General features: G+C 60.3%; 15 protein-coding genes. 9 read left to right on the forward strand and 6 right to left on the reverse strand.

What is annotated here, in order from left to right:
• Nucleotides 1-10: 10 nt before the first annotated feature.
• The 3 genes from ACHZCU_RS20975 to tpiA form a co-directional block, all read right to left on the reverse strand.
• Nucleotides 11-1,642 carry a CTP synthase gene (locus ACHZCU_RS20975; RefSeq protein ID WP_319520407.1) on the reverse strand — a complete coding sequence of 544 codons (1,632 nt, stop codon included), beginning with the start codon at nucleotides 1,640-1,642 and terminating at the stop codon, nucleotides 11-13.
• 190 nt (nucleotides 1,643-1,832) lie between these two features.
• Nucleotides 1,833-2,291, reverse strand: a complete 459-nt coding sequence (secG, locus tag ACHZCU_RS20980; RefSeq protein ID WP_106304829.1) for a preprotein translocase subunit SecG — start codon at nucleotides 2,289-2,291, stop codon at nucleotides 1,833-1,835.
• A 342-nt stretch (nucleotides 2,292-2,633) separates the two neighbouring features.
• Nucleotides 2,634-3,404 (reverse strand): triose-phosphate isomerase, encoded by a 771-nt coding sequence (gene tpiA / locus ACHZCU_RS20985; protein ID WP_106304832.1) that lies wholly within the window; start codon nucleotides 3,402-3,404, stop codon nucleotides 2,634-2,636.
• A gap of 402 nt (nucleotides 3,405-3,806) precedes the next feature.
• Here tpiA and parE point away from each other — a divergent pair, with 402 nt between their 5' ends.
• The 6 genes from parE (at nucleotide 3,807) to ACHZCU_RS21015 (ending at nucleotide 11,302) form a co-directional block, all read left to right on the forward strand.
• Nucleotides 3,807-5,867 carry a DNA topoisomerase IV subunit B gene (gene parE, locus ACHZCU_RS20990; RefSeq protein ID WP_319520408.1) on the forward strand — a complete coding sequence of 687 codons (2,061 nt, stop codon included), beginning with the start codon at nucleotides 3,807-3,809 and terminating at the stop codon, nucleotides 5,865-5,867.
• A 364-nt stretch (nucleotides 5,868-6,231) separates the two neighbouring features.
• On the forward strand, nucleotides 6,232-7,080 hold the full coding sequence (locus ACHZCU_RS20995; protein ID WP_319520409.1) for a patatin-like phospholipase family protein: 849 nt from the start codon (nucleotides 6,232-6,234) through the stop codon (nucleotides 7,078-7,080).
• Nucleotides 7,081-7,115: 35 nt separating this feature from the next.
• Nucleotides 7,116-8,789 (forward strand): alpha/beta-hydrolase family protein, encoded by a 1,674-nt coding sequence (locus ACHZCU_RS21000; RefSeq protein ID WP_319520410.1) that lies wholly within the window; start codon nucleotides 7,116-7,118, stop codon nucleotides 8,787-8,789.
• Nucleotides 8,790-8,952: 163 nt separating this feature from the next.
• Nucleotides 8,953-9,654: a L,D-transpeptidase gene (locus ACHZCU_RS21005; protein WP_319520411.1), complete on the forward strand. Its 702-nt coding sequence runs from the start codon at nucleotides 8,953-8,955 to the stop codon at nucleotides 9,652-9,654.
• A gap of 238 nt (nucleotides 9,655-9,892) precedes the next feature.
• Nucleotides 9,893-10,465 carry an NAD(P)H-dependent oxidoreductase gene (locus ACHZCU_RS21010; RefSeq protein WP_319520430.1) on the forward strand — a complete coding sequence of 191 codons (573 nt, stop codon included), beginning with the start codon at nucleotides 9,893-9,895 and terminating at the stop codon, nucleotides 10,463-10,465.
• Nucleotides 10,466-10,627: 162 nt separating this feature from the next.
• Nucleotides 10,628-11,302, forward strand: coding sequence for a hypothetical protein (locus tag ACHZCU_RS21015; protein WP_394706154.1), 675 nt, complete (start codon nucleotides 10,628-10,630; stop codon nucleotides 11,300-11,302).
• 10 nt (nucleotides 11,303-11,312) lie between these two features.
• Here the strand turns inward: ACHZCU_RS21015 and ACHZCU_RS21020 are convergent, their stop codons facing one another.
• Together ACHZCU_RS21020 and ACHZCU_RS21025 are read right to left on the reverse strand one after the other, a co-directional pair.
• Complete coding sequence (locus ACHZCU_RS21020) at nucleotides 11,313-11,915, reverse strand: flavin reductase family protein (RefSeq protein WP_319520413.1); 603 nt, start codon at nucleotides 11,913-11,915, stop codon at nucleotides 11,313-11,315.
• Between the two features lies 1 nt (nucleotide 11,916).
• Nucleotides 11,917-12,495 (reverse strand): nitroreductase, encoded by a 579-nt coding sequence (locus ACHZCU_RS21025; protein WP_319520431.1) that lies wholly within the window; start codon nucleotides 12,493-12,495, stop codon nucleotides 11,917-11,919.
• A 128-nt stretch (nucleotides 12,496-12,623) separates the two neighbouring features.
• Here ACHZCU_RS21025 and ACHZCU_RS21030 point away from each other — a divergent pair, with 128 nt between their 5' ends.
• From ACHZCU_RS21030 to ACHZCU_RS21040, 3 genes are all read left to right on the forward strand, one after another.
• Complete coding sequence (locus ACHZCU_RS21030) at nucleotides 12,624-13,568, forward strand: hypothetical protein (protein WP_319520414.1); 945 nt, start codon at nucleotides 12,624-12,626, stop codon at nucleotides 13,566-13,568.
• A 114-nt stretch (nucleotides 13,569-13,682) separates the two neighbouring features.
• Nucleotides 13,683-14,486, forward strand: coding sequence for a glycosyltransferase family 25 protein (locus ACHZCU_RS21035; RefSeq protein ID WP_319520415.1), 804 nt, complete (start codon nucleotides 13,683-13,685; stop codon nucleotides 14,484-14,486).
• A 118-nt stretch (nucleotides 14,487-14,604) separates the two neighbouring features.
• Nucleotides 14,605-15,405 (forward strand): glycosyltransferase family 25 protein, encoded by an 801-nt coding sequence (locus tag ACHZCU_RS21040; protein WP_319520416.1) that lies wholly within the window; start codon nucleotides 14,605-14,607, stop codon nucleotides 15,403-15,405.
• Nucleotides 15,406-15,805: 400 nt separating this feature from the next.
• Here the strand turns inward: ACHZCU_RS21040 and thrS are convergent, their stop codons facing one another.
• Entirely contained in the window at nucleotides 15,806-17,779 is a 1,974-nt protein-coding gene (gene thrS / locus ACHZCU_RS21045) for a threonine--tRNA ligase (RefSeq protein WP_106304861.1), read from the reverse strand.
• Nucleotides 17,780-17,889: the final 110 nt, after the last annotated feature.

Raw genomic sequence — 17,889 nt, forward strand, 5'->3', positions numbered from 1 at the left:
CAGCGGCGGCTCAGACGAGCCGGCTCTGTTCCAGGGCAGCGGCAATAAAGCTTGAAAACAGCGGATGCGGGGCAAGCGGCCGGCTCTTCAGTTCCGGGTGATACTGCACGCCGATGAACCACGGATGATCCGCATATTCGATCGTCTCTGGCAGAATACCGTCAGGTGACGTTCCCGAAAACACCAGGCCGCAGGCTTCCAGCTTTTCACGATAGCCGGCATTGACCTCGTAGCGATGGCGGTGACGCTCGGAAATCTCGGTGGTGCCATAGATCTCCGCAATCCTGGTTTCTGCGCCCAGATGCGCCTTGTAGGCGCCCAGACGCATCGTGCCGCCGAGATTGTCCCGGTCGCTGCGCTTTTCGAGCGTGTTGCCCTTTACCCACTCGGTCATCAGGCCGACAACCGGCTCGCTGGCATTGCGGTCAAACTCGGTCGAGGACGCATCCTTGATACCGGCGAGATCACGGGCAGCCTCGATCACGGCCATCTGCATGCCGAAGCAGATGCCGAAATACGGCACCTTGTGAGTGCGGGCAAAGCGGGCTGCGCGGATCTTGCCTTCCGAGCCGCGCTCGCCGAAGCCGCCGGGGACCAGAATGCCGTGGACCTTTTCAAGATAGGGCGACGGGTCTTCCTTCTCGAAAATCTCGGATTCGATCCATTCGAGATTAACCTTCACCCGGTTGGCGACACCGCCATGGTGAAGCGCCTCGATCAGCGATTTATAGGCATCCTTCAGGCCGGTATATTTACCGACAACGGCAATGGTCACCTCGCCTTCCGGCGTACGGATGCGTTCACAGACATTCTTCCACGCATCCATGCGCGGCACCGGCGCCGGATCGATACCGAAGGCATGCAGCACTTCGTCATCAAGCCCTTCGCGATGATAGGCCAGCGGCACGTCGTAGATGTTGGAAACATCCAGCGCCTGGATAACGGCGGACGAGCGCACATTGCAGAACAGGGAAAGCTTGCGGCGCTCGGCCTCGGGAATTTCGCGGTCGGAGCGCACCAGCAGGATATCCGGGTGGATGCCGAGCGCCTGCAATTCCTTCACCGAATGCTGGGTCGGCTTGGTCTTCAACTCGCCGGCGGCCGGAATATAGGGCATCAGCGTCAGGTGAACATAAACGGCATTGCCGCGCGGCAGGTCGTTGCCGAGTTGGCGGATCGCCTCCATGAACGGCATCGCCTCGATATCACCCACCGTGCCGCCGATCTCGCAGAGCACGAAATCGAAATCGTCATTGCCCTCGAGAACGAATTCCTTGATCTCGTTGGTGACGTGCGGAATGACCTGAACGGTGGCGCCGAGATAATCGCCGCGCCGTTCCTTGTCGAGAATGTTCTTGTAGATACGGCCCGTGGTGATGTTGTCGGTCTTGGTCGCCGAGCGGCCGGTAAAGCGCTCGTAATGGCCAAGATCGAGGTCGGTCTCCGCGCCGTCATCGGTCACGAACACCTCGCCATGCTGGGTCGGGCTCATCGTACCGGGGTCGACATTGAGATAGGGATCAAGCTTGCGCAGACGGACCCGGTAACCCCGTGACTGCAACAAAGCACCCAGTGCTGCTGCGGCGATACCTTTTCCAAGTGAGGAAACCACGCCGCCGGTGATGAAAATATAACGCGCCATGGGCTTATTCCGATACCGTTTCTCAGCCGATTCTGCCAGAGCCTTTTCAACAAAAACTTCCGACGACCGGTCTATTGTCACAACAATGCCCTGCCGCCGGTACGGTTCCTGCCGTGCCCGACGGTGGGCTCAAAGAAAATCCGGCGGGCTATTGCGTCCCGCCGGATATGTTCAGGTCAAATTTCGGCGATCACTCGCCGGTGGGAACGCCTGTTGCGTTCGAATCCTCTGCCGGCGTGCTGACGGCGGGCGCCGAGGACTGGTCGTCTCCGGCCGCCGGAGCCGCGCTGTCGGCGCCCGTGGGAACACCGGCGTCATTGGTCGCGGGTGCCGTCTCCGTGGAGATCGAACCGCCAAGCTGGTTCAGGATGCCCTGCCCGTCGCTTTCAGCGTTCTGCTCGATCCGGTCAAGAATGTCCGACGGATTGCCCTGGTAGCGCGCCAGAATGCCGAGACCGAGCGAGGTGACGAAAAACAGCGTCGCAAGGATGGCGGTCGTGCGCGTCAGTGCATTGGCCGTGCCGCGCGCCGTCATAAAGCCGGAGCCGCCGCCGATGCCAAGTCCGCCGCCTTCCGACCTCTGAATGAGGATCACACCGGCAAGCGCAATGACGATTATCAGGTGAATTACGATCAGTACCGTCTGCATGAATGTCCAATCCGTCCCCGCTCGCAGGCCGCAAACGGGGCAATCCAAGAATATCTGGCGCTTCTCTACATGAGGCGCGCAGTCAATCCAACCCCTTTTTGTAGCCGCCGGCCAATCCCGCGGCCTCTATGGTTCACCGTCACCGGCATTCGCCGAAGCGCCGGTCGGCCCAAAACCTGCGATTGCGCCCGTCAGACCCGGCATTTCACAGCGGCGCCAGCCGGACACGGCCAAGGTGGCACGGCCGAAACCGCAATTTTGAAACGGTCTCAAGAGGCAGACAAAAACGTTTAAATTGAATGCCTTATACCGTTTTCACAATGCAGGACGCGAATCCATGCCTCAAAGGATATCCTCAAAGGCATGGTAGATGGAAAGGAAATCGGCCGCCTTTAGGCTGGCGCCGCCGATCAGCGCGCCGTTCACATGCGGCACACTCATCAATTCCTTGGCATTGCCCGGCTTCACCGACCCGCCATAAAGCAGGCGGAAGCGTTCACCGGCCTCGCCGAAGCGTTCGACCAGGTCCCGCCGCATCGCCGCATGCACGTCTGCAACCTGATCGGCGCCCGGCGTCTGCCCGGTGCCAATCGCCCATATGGGCTCATAGGCAATGATGGTGTTGTCACCTGTGGCATCATCCGGCATGCTTTCGAAAAGCTGGCGATGCAGCACCTCCATGGTGCGTCCGTTTGCATGCTCGGAACGGGTTTCGCCGATGCAGACAATCGCCGTCAGTCCCTGGTCATAGGCCGCGCGCGCCTTGGTGGAAACGACCTTGTTATTTTCCTTGTGCTCCTTGCGCCGCTCGGAATGGCCGACAATGACGTGGGTGGCAAAGCAGTCCCGGATCATCTGGGCGGAAATATCGCCCGTATGCGCGCCGGTGCGCGCCTTCTGGTGGCAGTCCTGCGCGCCGATCATCAGCTTGGTATCAACCGTCAGCGTGGTGGCCACGTAGAGCAGTGTCGAAGGCGGGCAGATCAGGGCATCCAGCTTCTTCGACAACGGGCCGCTGACACCATGGGCAATGGCCCGGATCTGATCGAGCGAGGCCCGGGTCCCATTCATCTTCCAGTTCCCGGCGACCAGCGGTCGGATGTCGGATGTCATCTGTTCTTTTCTCCCTTAATCTCAATATCAGGCACGGCCGAGCGAACACCTGCACCCTTTCTTTCCCATTCGGGGCCGTGGCGCAAATGCCGTCATGCCGGCTCTCCTCATGCGCCGGCCCGGAAGTTTCCAACTTGTTCCAGAACAAACGGCCGGAACACGGCTGGTGGAAATTCCGCGAATAATCACCAACTCATCGGTTTGAAACCGTATTAGATCGAATCCTGCCTGCCCCGCCAGTCCCTTTTTGACGGCCGGTTCTTCACGCAAATGAAACTCATCCACAGGCAGAATGCGACAATTTGGCACAGCATCGCCTAATGGCCCATTCTTTGCGAAAATAGAGCACTGATTCGCCTATAAGGCGCGTAACCATTCAACCCGAACACTCTGCCGGACCTTATGGATAACAGCAAAGACCTCTTCGCCGACCTTTCAGGCAATAGCAAAAAGGCAGCCGACGACACCGCGCCGCGCCGCGCGGCCCGCAAGGCGGCCGCGCCCAGTGCGGCAGCCGCCGCGCCGTCGGCGGACGGTGACTACGGTGCGTCATCGATCCGCGTGCTGGAAGGTCTCGAGCCGGTGCGCATGCGTCCCGGCATGTATATCGGCGGGACCGACGAAAAGGCACTGCATCACCTGTTTGCCGAAGTCATCGACAACTCGATGGACGAGGCCGTGGCCGGCCATGCGGATTTCATCGAGGTGCATCTCGATGCCGAAGGCAGGCTGACGGTGACCGATAACGGCCGCGGCATTCCGGTGGAAAACCATCCGCAGGTGCCGGGCAAATCGACCCTTGAAGTGATCATGACCAAGCTGCATGCCGGCGGCAAGTTCGACGGCAAGGCCTACGAGACCTCCGGCGGCCTGCATGGCGTCGGCGTCTCCGTGGTCAATGCGCTTTCCGATCTGATGGAGGTCGAGGTTGCCCGCGAGCGCCGTCTTTACCGGCTGACCTTTTCGCGCGGCGTGCCGCAGGGCGAACTGCAGGATCTCGGCCCGATCCAGAACCGGCGCGGCACCCGTGTGCGCTTCCATCCCGACGCGGACATCTTCGGCCCCCGTGCAAAATTCGATCCGGCCCGCGTCATGCGCATGGCCCGCTCCAAGGCCTATCTGTTCGGCGGCGTTGAAATCCGCTGGTCCTGCGATCCCGCGCTGGTCGAGGGCAATGAGGATGTACCGGACAAGGCGGTGTTCCACTTCCCCGGCGGGCTGAAGGACTATCTGGCGGCAACCATCGGCAAGGATTTCACCGTCACCCGCGAAATCTTTGCCGGCAAGACGGAAAAGACCGGCGGTCATGGCGCGGTGGAATGGGCGGTGTCCTGGTATGGCGGCGACCCGAACGTCCACTCCTACTGCAACACCGTGCCGACCCCTGAAGGCGGCACGCATGAAGCCGGACTGCGCCAGGCGCTGATGCGCGGCCTGAAGAATTATGCCGAGATGATCGGCAACAAGCGCGGCGCCCAGATCACCACCGACGACGTGATGATCTCGGCCATCGGCATGCTGTCGGTGTTCATCCGCGAGCCGGAATTCGTCGGCCAGACCAAGGACCGGCTGGCCACCGTCGAGGCCCAGCGCATCGTTGAAAACGCGCTGCGCGACCCCTTCGATCTCTATCTTTCCGCCAATCCGATGGAAGCGGAAAAACTGCTCGACTGGGTGGTCGAACGCTCCGAGGAACGGCTGCGCCGGCGCAAGGAGCGCGAGGTCAACCGCAAATCCGCCGTCAAGAAACTGCGCCTGCCCGGCAAGCTTGCCGACTGCTCGCAGAACACGGCTGGCGGAGCAGAACTGTTTCTGGTGGAGGGCGACTCGGCCGGCGGCTCGGCCAAGCAGGCGCGCAACCGTACCAATCAGGCGATCCTTCCGCTGCGCGGCAAGATCCTCAACGTGGCAAGCGCGGGCCGTGACAAGTTCACCTCCAACCAACTGCTTGCCGACATGATCCAGGCGCTCGGCTGCGGCACGCGGACGAAATACCGTGAGGAAGACCTGCGCTACGAACGCATCATCATCATGACCGATGCCGACGTCGACGGCGCCCATATCGCCTCGCTGCTGATCACCTTCTTCTACAAGGAGATGCCGGAGCTGATCCGCCAGGGACATCTTTTCCTCGCCGTGCCGCCGCTCTACAAGATCACCCAGGGCGGCAAGACGGCCTATGCCCGCGACGACGCCCACCGGGCCGAGCTGATGGAGACGATCTTCACCGGACGGGGCAAGGTCGAGATCAGCCGCTTCAAGGGTCTTGGCGAAATGCTGCCGGCGCAGCTGAAGGAAACCACGATGGATCCGAAAAAGCGCATGCTGCTGAGGGTCGATATCGACGCGGTCGATTTCGAAGGCACGAAGGTGGCCGTCGACGACCTGATGGGCACCAAAGCCGACGCCCGTTTCCGCTTCATTCAGGAAAACGCAGCTTTCGCGGAGAATCTGGATATCTAGATCACCGCGACGCCCGCCGTATTCGCTGGCCTTCAAAACAATGCCCCACCGGACATTTCCGGCGGGGTATTTTCGTAAGCCGCGTTTTCACCTACGACACCCAGAAATAATTTTTCACATAAATTTCATAAAGTTAAGCAAAGACATTCATACGCTCAGCGCTAAGCTTCATGCACAGGATTAACGCTAATTGCTGCGCGTCGGCGCCTTTGCTTGCCTGCCCGCACCCGGCCAATTATAGTCCCTTCACTCCTTCAAGCGGAACGGTGTCATGGTTCAACGTCGAAACTTCCTGCTTGCAGCAGGTGCCGGCCTGCTCGCCGGTAGTGCGCACGCGCAAACGCGCTCGTCCGAGGAGCCCTCCATGGCCGATACACCTGCTGAAACCCTGCAAAACAGGGACGGCCTTGCGCTGGCGCTGGGCGGCGGTGCAGCCAAGGCCTTTGCCCATATCCCCTATCTGGAAAGTCTGGATGACCTCGGCGTGCGGCCCAGGGAAGTCGCCGGCACCTCCATGGGATCGATCCTCGGCGCGCTCTACTGCGACGGTATGAGCGGGCGGGAAATCCGTGAATTCATCGTCGATCTCTTCACGCGAAAACAGTCGCTGCTGAAACGGCTGCTGATCGATACAGGCGACACCTGGAGTTCGCTGATCAACATTTTCCGGCCCGCCGTCGTGGAACCGGAGGTGCTGTTTGCAGCACTTTTTCCCGAGGGCATGGCGCAGGATTTTTCAGGTCTCGAAATTCCGCTGACCATCGTCGCAACCGATTTCTATCGCCAGAATGAATATGTGATGCGCGAGGGACCGCTTCTGTCGGCGATCTCGGCATCCTCCTGCCTGCCCGTGCTGCTCACGCCGGTGCGGCGCGATGGCCGCGTGCTGATCGATGGCGGTTTCGTCAACCCGACCCCGTTCGATCTTCTGGACAAGGCGCACTATTTCACGGTCGCGATCGATGTGACCGGTACCGATGCCAAGGACACCGGCGAAATTCCCGGCTCATTCGAGACCTGGGCCGGCGCGTTCAGCATCACCCAGAGTTCCATTGTCGCCGAAAAGGTCAAATGCGCGCGGCCCGATCTCTTCATTGCCCCGGATGTCGGTCGTTTCAACACGATGGATTTCTTCGCAGTCGAGGATATCCTCGCCGCCGCCTCGGCCGATCAGGATGCGTTCAAACGCAGAATTGAAAATATAATTCAATAAATTAGATGGTTAATTTGAGAGACGACACGAACAGTATGGAACATCAAGGGCATGCCGGCAGCCGGTGGTACAGCATCAGCGTTTTTGCGCTCTCGCTCGGCCTCGTTTTATTCGCAGCCTCGCTGACGCCCTCGCTGATCCCGCGCGGTCCCGTGCTGCAGGGCGCACTCGCCGGTCTGGTCATGGCGCTCGGATACATGATCGGGCGGTTTCTGCTGTCGCTCTGGCGCGGCCTGCAGATCCCCGAACCGTCCGGAAAGTGGAGCACCATCGCGCGGGCAATCTGTCTGGGTGCTGCCCTTGTTCTGCTCGTTTTCTGCCTGTCGAAATCCATGGAATGGCAGAATTCCGTGCGTGTCCGCGTCGATATGGATCTGCTCGAAGGCGGCGGCGTCATTGCCGTTCTGGCAACCGGGCTTGCGCTGTTTTGCGTGCTGTTCCTGATCGGCGCGCTGTTCCAGTCTGCCTTCGACGCCCTCAGGCGCCGCCTCTATCGCGTCATCCCCCCGCGTGTTGCCAATCTGCTTGGCCTGGTCATCGTGCTTCTGGTCGTCTTCGTCGCCTCGCGCGACTGGATGCTGCCCTCGGCCATCGAATTCCTCGACGAAACCTACGAGACGGCGCAGGACCTGTTTGAAACCGCCCCGCCTGCGCCGACAGATAGCTTTATCGCCGGCGGCCCGGGATCGCTGGTCGACTGGGAGGCGATGGGCCAGCCGGGACGCAATTTCGTGACCAGCGCGCCGTCGGCCGCTGCGATCGAAACCTTCAGCGGCGCCCCCGCCGAACGCCCGATCCGCGTCTATGTCGGCCGTTCACAGGACGACGACCCGAAGGAACGGGCAAGAGTCGCCTTGGAAGAACTGAAGCGCCTGAACGCCTTCGACCGCAAGATCCTGCTGATCGCAAGCCCCACGGGCACAGGCTGGCTCGATCCCGGCGCCCACGATACGCTGGAATTCATGCAGAACGGCGATGTCGCGACCGTGGCCGTGCAGTATTCCTTCCTCCAGTCGCCGCTGGCGCTGATTTTCGAAACGGATACCGGGCTGGAACAGGCGAGCGCGACCATGGAAGAGGTCTATCGCTACTGGCGCACCCTGCCCGAAGACAGCCGGCCGGAACTCTATATGCATGGCATCAGCCTGGGCGCATGGTCGTCGATGCATGCGTTCAACGTGTTCCAGATGCTGGACAAGCCGATTGCCGGCGCCGTGTGGGCCGGACCGCCCTTCCCGTCATATCTGTGGCGGCAGACGGTGGCCGCGCGCAATGCGGGAACGCCCTATGTTCTGCCGGTCATCCAGGATGGCGAGGTCGTACGTTTTTCCTCGCAGTTCCGCAAACCGGCGCAAAGCGGCGGCGAATGGGGTCGAATCAGAATCAATTTTCTTCAGTATGCCTCTGATCCGATTGTATTTTTCGAGCCTGATTCCGGCTTCCGCCAACCGGAATGGATGAAGGAACCGCCTGCCCCCGACGTCTCGCCAGACCTGCGTTTCGTGCCGGTCGTGACCCAGTTCCAGCTGGCCCTCGACATGGCGCTTTCCAAGGCGCTGCCGGGCGGTTTCGGGCACAATTACCTAGCACGCGACTATATCGATGCCTGGGTTGCCGTTTCCAATCCCGAAGACTGGAGCCCTTCAAGGACTCAGGCTCTCAAGGCCATCTGCAATCTCGGCAAGGATACCGGCTGCGCTGTGGAATAGCGCGTGATTGCCGGAAAGCGTCGTGAAACTGCGTGTTTTCGGTCACACTTGTCAGGCCAAACGATGTGGTATCGCGATTGTGACCGGGCGACGCTATCAAGCTGGAACTCGCTCGGCTAAAAGCCGTTGATGAATGGATTATTCTACAGAACAAGAGGCTTGAATGCTCGTTGACAAAACGATGTCGCGCCGAACCTTCCTTCTCGGCGCCGTTTCGACCACCACTCTTCTGGCCGGCTGCGTCAGTCAGTATCCCGATCAACCTTCCGTACCGCGGTCTCCCCGTGTTGAGGGATCGCCCTACACCGTGGCCGAACTCACCGACATGTATGGTCCGCTGGAAGACAACGGCTACATGATTCCGGCCGTGCCGTGGCAGCAGATCGACCCGATGTATTACCGCCAGCGCGTTCCCGATCCGACCGGCGAAGCGCCCGGAACAGTGGTTGTCGATACGCCGAACAGGTTCCTCTACCTTGTCGGGGAAGACGGCACCGCCATGCGCTACGGTGTCGGCATCGGCCGCGCCGGTTTCTCCTGGGGCGGCAATGGCGTGATCAAGTGGAAGCAGGAATGGCCGAAATGGTTCCCGCCGAAGGAAATGATCGAACGCGACCCGAAGCTTGAGGAATATTCCAATGAGAATGGCGGCATGGAGCCGGGGCTGATGAACCCGCTCGGCGCCCGCGCCCTCTATATCTTCGAAAACGGCAAGGACACGCTTTACCGCGTCCACGGCAACCCCGACTGGACCTCGATCGGCAAGGCCGTTTCCTCGGGCTGCATCCGCATGCTCAATCAGGATGTGATCGATCTTTATAACCGGGTCAACAATCTCCCGGCACCGATCGTCGTCTACCAGTAACAAGACCGGCAGCGGCCCCGCCTTTGCGCGGGGCTCCTTCCCGGACTGCAATTTCCCGGACGGCAATGGTTTTCGGCGTGTGACCCGGTGTCGTGATCGCGTCATTGCGCCTGTCTGCTTTGCCGCCTATTTTCAACCGTGATCCTTGAAGCCGGAACACGTCAACAATCCCTTCCGGACGGATCATTTCCAAAACAGATGAGCGTCGGCGGCATGACCGTCGCGCTGCGGCAAGGAGATTTTCATGAAGCTCAACATTATCATCGGCAGCACCCGGCCCGGCCGTGTTGGCCCCACCATTGCCAAATGGGTTGGCGATTTTGCCCGCGAACACGGTCAGTTCGAGATCGACGTCGTCGACCTCGACGATTTCAACCTGCCGCTGCTCGACGAGCCCAAGCATCCGCGCATGCAGGACTATCAGCATGAGCATACGCGCAAGTGGAGCGAAAGCGTCGATTCGGCCGATGCATTCATTTTCGTGACCCCGGAATACAGCTACTTCGCCCCCGCCTCGCTGGTAAACGCACTGCAGGTGCTCTCCAAGGAGTGGGGCTACAAGCCGGCCGGCGTTGTCAGCTATGGCGGCGTTTCGGGCGGCCTGCGCTCGGCCCAGGAACTGCGCATGCTGATCGCCAATCTGAACGCTCATCCGCTGCCCAACGTTGTTCCGATTCCCTTCTTCCCGAAATCCATCGACGATGACGGCGTCTTTCAGCCGAACGATGAAATGAAGGCCGGCATGACCGGACTTCTCGACGAGCTTGTCAAATGGTCCGGCCCGCTTGCCGACATGCGCAAGTCGTCCTGACCCTTTTCGCCGGGCGGACATCCCCTGCCCGGCGTCTCTTTCGGCAAGCCTTATGCCGTAAAACTGTCATATTAGAAGTGGAAAGGCGTTAAACGCCGTTTCCAGGCGGCCAATAGTCAGTCATCCTGCTTACCTGTGGGAGACCCGGTTGGAGGAATGACGATGGACATTCGCCGCATGAAAGTCTGGCTGCTCGGCACAAAGGCAGACAACCCGCTGCCGTTCGATCCGCAACACGCTCGCCCCGACTGTCTGTGTCTTCATGCCAAAGGCGAGGAACGGCTTTCCGAGCGCATCGCATCGCTGCGCAGCCTCCTTCCCTCGCTCCCGATCTTCCTGATCTGCGAGCCGATCTCCCAGGCCTACAATATCGATGATTTTTCGAGAGCCGCACGCGCGGCACCCGACGGCATCATCTTGCGCGGTGTTGAAAGCGCGGCGCGCATCCAGATGGCCGAAACCCTTCTGCGGGTCGTGGAAGCGCGCGAAGACCTGGACGAAGGCGCCATCGCGCTGATTGCCATGATCGGCGACAATGGCGGCGGGCTTCTCAACGCCCGCCATTTTCTTCACCGGCATGGGCGCCTGATCGCGCTTGGCTATGACGGTGATGCACTCGATCATGGTGACGGCGCAATCGCCCGCCACGGCGCGGTGGCAACCATGCTCGCAGCACGCAATCTCGGCATTCCCGCCATCGATTTCAGCGCTACCCGATCCCCGGCAGAAGCCTTCGAAACTTCCTGCCATCAGGCAGCGCGGACGGGCTTTGCCGGCAAGCTGACCGAAAACCCCGAGCATATCGGCATTATCAAGAGTGCGTTCGGCACGGCCTGAAAGCTCACCTCTAACCCGGCCGTTTCATCTCGAAAACATCGCCGCCGTCGCAGTAGTCGCGATATCCCATGCGCGCGACCGGCCGCACTCCGGCCATATCGAGGCGGCCATCGGCCGTAATCGCCTCATCCCTGATGTGGATGGCCACCACCTGCCCGAACACCAGACGGCTTTCCGTTTCCGCGCCGTCGAGCGTCGGCGGCTTCATGATCGCGGTCATCCGGCATTCCAGCACCGCATAGGCCTCCCCGACAAAGGGAGCCTCGACAAGCCTGCCCGTCACCGGCGTAAGGCCGGCCGCCTCGAATTCACTGACGCCATGGGCAAGCGGGGCCGATGTGAGGTTCATCTTTTCAGCAAGGTCCCGGCTGACCATGTTTGCGGTGAACACACCCGTTTCGGCGATATTCTCCAGGCTGTCTTTCGGGCTGTCGGACGAAAACATGATGATTTTCGGTTTCGTCGAAACGGCGTTGAAAAACGAATAGGGCGCGAGATTATCGCGCCCCTGACGACTGCGTGAACCGATCCAGCCGATCGGCCGCGGCGAAACGATCGCCTTGAACGGATCATGCGCCAGCCCGTGTTCGTTGCGGTCGGCCGTATAGAACATCTCAAAGCTCTCCGCGCCAGGTCACCACATCCGAAAGCTCCGGGCGAACGCGCTCGAACGGCTCTTCGGTGCGGGTGCCGATATGAACCAAACCGACAACCCGTTCGCCGGGTTCGACGCCGAGCGCCGGCAGGCTGCGCTCGTCAAAGGCGTACCACTCGGTCAGCCAGGTTGCCCCGTAGCCAAATGCGTTGGCGGCAGCGACCAGATTGTAGCAGGCCGCAGCCGACGACATGATCTGCTCCCATTCGGGGATCTTGGGATGAACGGCAGCGCGGCTGATGACGCCGACAACGATCGGGGCACGGGTCAACCGTTCGCGCTCGAGCTTGAGCCGGGCGTCCGACGCGTCAGGATTGTCCGACCGGGTGATCGCCTCAAGCGCTTCCCCGACCTCGGCGCGCGCGCCGCCGGCATAGACGATGAACCGCCAGGGCGCGAGCTTCCCGTGATCCGGCACCCGGGCGGCAATGGTCAGGATTTCCTCCAGCTCCGCACGACCGGGGCCGGGTTCACTCAACTTCAGAACCGGGGTCGAACGGCGGGTCTTCAAAAAATCGACAACAGCTTCGTTTTTCACGTTCAAGGCAAACCTCTTATTCTCGAAAACACGACCCCTGCCCTTGAAAAGGCCACGAAATTCAGGTCACAACACAAATCAGCATCTGGAGTGAACGCTTGCGATTTGCAAGTCAACCGGCGAGAAACATGTATCTCATTCGTGCGTACCGACATCCCCTGATCCCGCTGATGGCCGCCCTCATCGGCGCACTGATGCTGTCCGCCTTTCCGGCAGCAGCGCAGAGCGCCAGCGATGATCCGTTTTCGGTCATGCGCGGCACACAGGAGCCGGGCGCAAAACGCACGGTATCGTTCGAAGCCCGATTGACCGAAGACGGCGAACCGATGCGGGACGGGTTGACCTGGCGGGTTTTCAAATCGACGCCCGACAGCAACGGGCGGCTGGAGCTGGTTGCCTCCGCCGAAGGGGGCAGCAAGACAATCGACCTGCCGCCCGGCGACTATTTCGTCAACTGCGCCTTCGGACGCGCCTCCACGACCCGCAAGATTCAGATCCTGCAGACAGACAATGGTCCGGTCGATGTCGCCCTCGTCCTGCAAGCCGGCGGCCTGGTCCTCGACGCCACACTCAGCGACGATACGCCGGCAAACCCCGACCTGCTGAAATTTTCCGTTTTCGAGGATCGCGGCGAACAACGCGAACTTGTCATCGATAATGTCAGGCCGGGAACGGTCCTGCGCCTGCGCGAAGGCATCTATGAGGTCGTGTCCTCCTACGGAAAGCTCAATGCCGAAGCGCGCGCGCGTCTGCGTGTGCGGGCCGGCCAGATCACCGAAGCCACACTGAAACAACATGCCTCCGTCGTGACCCTGACACTTGCCGCCGAAAAGGGTGGCGAGGCGCTTGCCGACACGTCATGGACCGTTCTCGGCGCCTCGGGTGACATCCTGACCGAAAGCCGCAGCGCCTACCCGTCCATGATCCTTGCCGAGGGCGAATACACCGCCATCGCCCGCAACAAGGATACCGTCTACGAAAAGAATTTTACCGTAGCCCCCGGTCGGCCCGCGCAGGTAGAACTGCTGCTGAACGAAGATAAGGCCGACCTCTCCGATGAAATCGTAGATTGAATAATTAAAAAACTACAACTAAAATTGCACCATTTGATTTCCTTGAGAAGATGCGCCGAAGACAACGGCTTCGGCCGCTTGTGACGCATAGATATCGAAGCGGAAACAGGGTGCATGAAAATCTACATCCTCAATCTTGAAAGCGACAGAGACCGTTTCGAACATGCCGCGCGCGCATTCGAGGCAAAAGGCCTCGCATTCGAACGGCTGGCGGCGGTTGACGGGCGCAAGATGACCGCTGAAGAACTGTCGGCATGTCTCGCCTATCCGGCTGCCGGAAGCTACGATCTGAGCCCCTCGCAGGTCGGCTGCTATCTCAGCCATGTTCATGCCTGGCAGCGATTTCTGGAAACGGATGCCGCCACAGTCGCGATTTTTGAAGACGATGTGCATCTCGGTGAGGACATCGAGCAGGTGCTCGCAGCACCTGAGACGTGGCTGCCCGAAGATACGGATATCCTGAAACTGGAAACCTGCCTGCAAAAGGTTCCGCTACCGGCAGACGCCGAAGGCGGCATGATCGCCGGCCGCAGGATCATCAGGCTGACCGGGCGTCATCACGGTTCTGCAGGCTATCTGCTCACGCGCAAGGGCGCGGAGAAGCTGCTGCGCAACAGCCGGAAGCTGGCTGTCGGCGTCGATGCCATGCTGTTCAATCCGCGCTCCGAGGTTGCTGAAAGACCCGTTGTCTACCAGATCGACCCCGCCATCTGTATTCAGGATGATATTGCGGATCAATGCGGCCTTGTCAGCCGGACGGGATTTCAGTCGCACAATGTTCCGGGCCGCAAGAAATCACATGGCGTGACGCCGTTTGAGAGGCTGCGTTATCGCATCCGCGACCGGCTGCGCGTAGCCTTTCTGAAGGCCCGCGATGCCGTGCGCGGCTATCGCAAACGCGTCGTCACCTTCCGATAGGCTGTGCATAACGCCATCCCGCGATTAGTTTCTATTGCTTTTTTCCCGCTTTTATGCGCAATAGCCCGACCTGCTTAACCGCAGGTTGTGACTGATTGTCTTTTTTGAAAGCGGAACCGTGCTCACTTTTGTCATCAATCTCGACCGGGAGGTCGACCGACTTTCCTACATCGAACGCATGATGGCGGCACGGGAAATCCGGTTTACCCGCATTGCCGCAACCGACGCCCGTCTTATCTGCAATGAAGAGATGCGTGCGCTCTCGGCCTTCCCTTTAGCATTCAGCCGGGAGATGACATGCGGTGAAATCGGCTGCTATCTCAGCCATGTCTGCGCCTGGAAAAAACTGCTGGAAAGCGATGCGCCCGCAGCCGCTGTTTTTGAAGACGACGTCGAACTGAGCGGCGCGGCGCGAGACGTTCTCGCCGATCTGGAAAACTTGCTGCCGCCCGAAATCGACATTGTGAAGCTCGAGACCAGCAGGAAGCCGACGGAAATGGCCCGGCAGGCCGAAGTCCGGCTCGGAGCCTATGAAGTCAGGCAGCTTGTCGGATGCCATATCGGCTCTGCCGGTTATGTCATTACACGGCAGGGCGCCGAAAAAATGCTGGAACGCAGTGCAAAACTTTCCGTACCGATCGATGCGGCGCTGTTCGACCCGCGCGCAGGTATCCGCCAGGGCCTTTCGATCATGCAGTTGGTTCCCGCTCTTTGCATTCAGACGCCCTATGACCAGAGTGGACCAATCGGTATTCATATGGGGTCCGCCATCACCGAGCGCGGCAAACGCAAGTCCTACGGGCGCACGCTGCCCGAGATCGCTTTCAACAGAACGAAAGACCGGATCGCGGTGATCAGCAGCAGGGTCGCGGCAGTGATTGCGCGCCGCCGCTGTTCAATCGTCGAGTACCGTCCGTAAACGTGGTCCGGTAACGACAGACGCGTGGAGATCGCGCTTCAATGACAGACAGGCGGCATGGCTTGGTAAGCCCGCCGCGTCAGACTGCTGACAAAGCTCGCCCGTCTCTCCTTCGTCACCCTCGGGCTTGACCCGAGGGTCTAAGCGCGCATGAGCGCGACAAGCGTATCGGCGGGCGAAAAGTCAATTTAAAACAATCTATTACGGACCACCAACGCCGCTCGTGCTGAGCGGTGATTAGATCCTCGGGTCAAGCCCAAGGATGACGTCCGTAAAAAGGATAGGTTTGTCAGTAAGCCAGATACTCGGGACAAACCCGCGCATGACGAATGAGGATGAAGCGACCGTCGTCAACAAGCTGAGGCGGCATGGCCGGTAGGCCAGCCGCCTGCTTGTTTTCCTACGCCAGCGCGCGCTTGCGCTTCAGGTCCGGCGGCGTGGCCTCTTCGGTCAACATGCTGATCGCGTCGGCAAGCGACATGGACTGCTGGTCGCGCGATCCGAGACGGCGGATGTTGACCGCTTCCTCTTCCGCTTCGCGCATGCCGCAGACGAGGATCACCGGAACCTTGGCCAGCGAATGTTCGCGAACCTTGTAGTTGATCTTCTCGTTGCGGAAGTCGGTTCCGACCGAAAGACCGGCGGCCCGCAGTTTTTCCGCAACCTTGCGGCCATAATCATCGGCTTCCGAGGTGATGGTCGCGACCACCACCTGCTGCGGTGCAAACCACAGCGGCATATGGCCGGAGTGGTTTTCGATCAGGATGCCGAGGAAGCGTTCCAGCGAACCGCAGATCGCGCGGTGGATCATCACCGGCTGCTTCTTCTCCGACGTCGAGTCGATGTAAAATGCACCAAAGCGTTCCGGCAGGTTGAAATCCACCTGGGTGGTGCCGCACTGCCATTCTCGCCCGATCGCGTCCTTCAGCGTATATTCGAACTTCGGACCGTAGAATGCGCCCTCGCCCGGCAGAATACCGGTCTTGATGCGCCCGCCCGACTGTTCCTCGATGGTCTTCAGCACCTCGGTCATAATCGCTTCGGCGTGATCCCAGTTCTCATCCGAGCCGACGCGTTTTTCAGGCCGCGTGGAGAGCTTCACCACGATTTCCTCGAAGCCGAAATCCTCATAGACCGACAGGATCAGATCGTTGATCTTCAGGCATTCCTCGGCCAGTTGCTCCTCGGTGCAGAACACATGGGCATCATCCTGGGTGAAACCGCGCACGCGCATCAGCCCGTGCATGGCGCCCGACGGCTCGTAACGATGCACGACACCGAATTCGGCATAGCGGATCGGCAGTTCGCGGTAGGACTTCAGACCATGCTTGAACAGCTGGACGTGCCCCGGGCAGTTCATGGGTTTGAGCGCGAAAACGCGCTTGTCCTCGGCTTCCTCATCGGCGCAGGCGACCGCGAACATGTTTTCGCGGTACCATTCCCAATGGCCGGAGGTCTGCCAAAGCGCGGTGTCGAGCACCTGCGGCGCGTTCACTTCCTCATACTCGCCCTCAAGACGGCGGCGCATATAGGAGGTCAGCGACTGGAACATGCGCCAGCCCTTGGAGTGCCAGAACACGACGCCCGGGCCTTCTTCCTGGAAATGGAACAGGTCCATTTCGCGGCCAAGCCGGCGATGGTCGCGCTTTTCGGCTTCCTCGAGGAAGTTGAGATAGGCGTCGAGCTGCTTCTTGTCAGCCCAGGCCGTGCCGTAGATACGGGTCAGCATCGGGTTGTTGCTGTCGCCGCGCCAATAGGCCCCGGCCACCTTCATCAGCTTGAAGGCATCGCCGATCTGCCCGGTCGAGGTCATGTGCGGACCGCGGCAAAGGTCGAACCAGTCGCCCTGCGCATAGATCTTGACGTCCTGGTCTTCCGGGATCGCATCGACAAGCTCGACCTTGTAGGCCTCGCCCTTTTCGGCAAACACCTGCTTGGCCTTGTCGCGCGGCCAGACTTCCTTGGTGAAGGCGGCATTGCGCTTGATGATTTCCCGCATCTTCTTTTCGATCTTCGGCAGATCGTCGGGCGTGAAGGGGGTCTCGCGCGCAAAGTCGTAGTAAAAGCCGTTTTCGATCACCGGACCGATGGTGACCTGGGTTCCGGGCCACAATTCCTGCACGGCCTCGGCCATCACATGGGCGGCGTCGTGGCGGATCAATTCCAGCGCGCGGTCATCGGTGCGGGTGACGATCTCGATGCGGCCGTCTTCAACCGGGTCGGCCAGGTCGCGCAGCTCGCCGTCAAGCGCAATCGCGACGGCTTTCTTGGCCAGAGACTTGGAAATCGACTCGGCAACATCGCGGCCGGTCGTGCCGGCGGCATAGTCGCGCTTGGAGCCATCGGGAAAAACAAGGGAAATCTGATCAGACATATCTTCTCCTTAAACCAGTCCCGCCAACGAATGCGGGTGGACGACAGGCCGTGTGACACGACCGTTTCAACGAGGCAGGTCAATAAAGAAAAATCGGCCCCGCGTAAAGC

The organism is uncultured Martelella sp., assembly GCF_963677965.2.
Taxonomy (GTDB): Bacteria; Pseudomonadota; Alphaproteobacteria; order Rhizobiales; family Rhizobiaceae; genus Martelella; species Martelella mangrovi.

What these genes read in the sequence shown, in the direction of transcription:
- thrS (WP_106304861.1), bottom strand. Translation starts at nt 17,779, where the DNA reads ATGTCTGATCAGATTTCCCTTGTTTTTCCCGATGGCTCCAAGCGCGAC.
- ACHZCU_RS21000 (WP_319520410.1), top strand. Translation starts at nt 7,116, where the DNA reads ATGGAACATCAAGGGCATGCCGGCAGCCGGTGGTACAGCATCAGCGTT.
- ACHZCU_RS20975 (WP_319520407.1), bottom strand. Translation starts at nt 1,642, where the DNA reads ATGGCGCGTTATATTTTCATCACCGGCGGCGTGGTTTCCTCACTTGGA.
- ACHZCU_RS21020 (WP_319520413.1), bottom strand. Translation starts at nt 11,915, where the DNA reads ATGTTCTATACGGCCGACCGCAACGAACACGGGCTGGCGCATGATCCG.
- parE (WP_319520408.1), top strand. Translation starts at nt 3,807, where the DNA reads ATGGATAACAGCAAAGACCTCTTCGCCGACCTTTCAGGCAATAGCAAA.
- ACHZCU_RS21030 (WP_319520414.1), top strand. Translation starts at nt 12,624, where the DNA reads ATGTATCTCATTCGTGCGTACCGACATCCCCTGATCCCGCTGATGGCC.
- ACHZCU_RS21005 (WP_319520411.1), top strand. Translation starts at nt 8,953, where the DNA reads ATGCTCGTTGACAAAACGATGTCGCGCCGAACCTTCCTTCTCGGCGCC.
- ACHZCU_RS21035 (WP_319520415.1), top strand. Translation starts at nt 13,683, where the DNA reads ATGAAAATCTACATCCTCAATCTTGAAAGCGACAGAGACCGTTTCGAA.
- secG (WP_106304829.1), bottom strand. Translation starts at nt 2,291, where the DNA reads ATGCAGACGGTACTGATCGTAATTCACCTGATAATCGTCATTGCGCTT.
- ACHZCU_RS20995 (WP_319520409.1), top strand. Translation starts at nt 6,232, where the DNA reads ATGGCCGATACACCTGCTGAAACCCTGCAAAACAGGGACGGCCTTGCG.
- tpiA (WP_106304832.1), bottom strand. Translation starts at nt 3,404, where the DNA reads ATGACATCCGACATCCGACCGCTGGTCGCCGGGAACTGGAAGATGAAT.
- ACHZCU_RS21015 (WP_394706154.1), top strand. Translation starts at nt 10,628, where the DNA reads ATGGACATTCGCCGCATGAAAGTCTGGCTGCTCGGCACAAAGGCAGAC.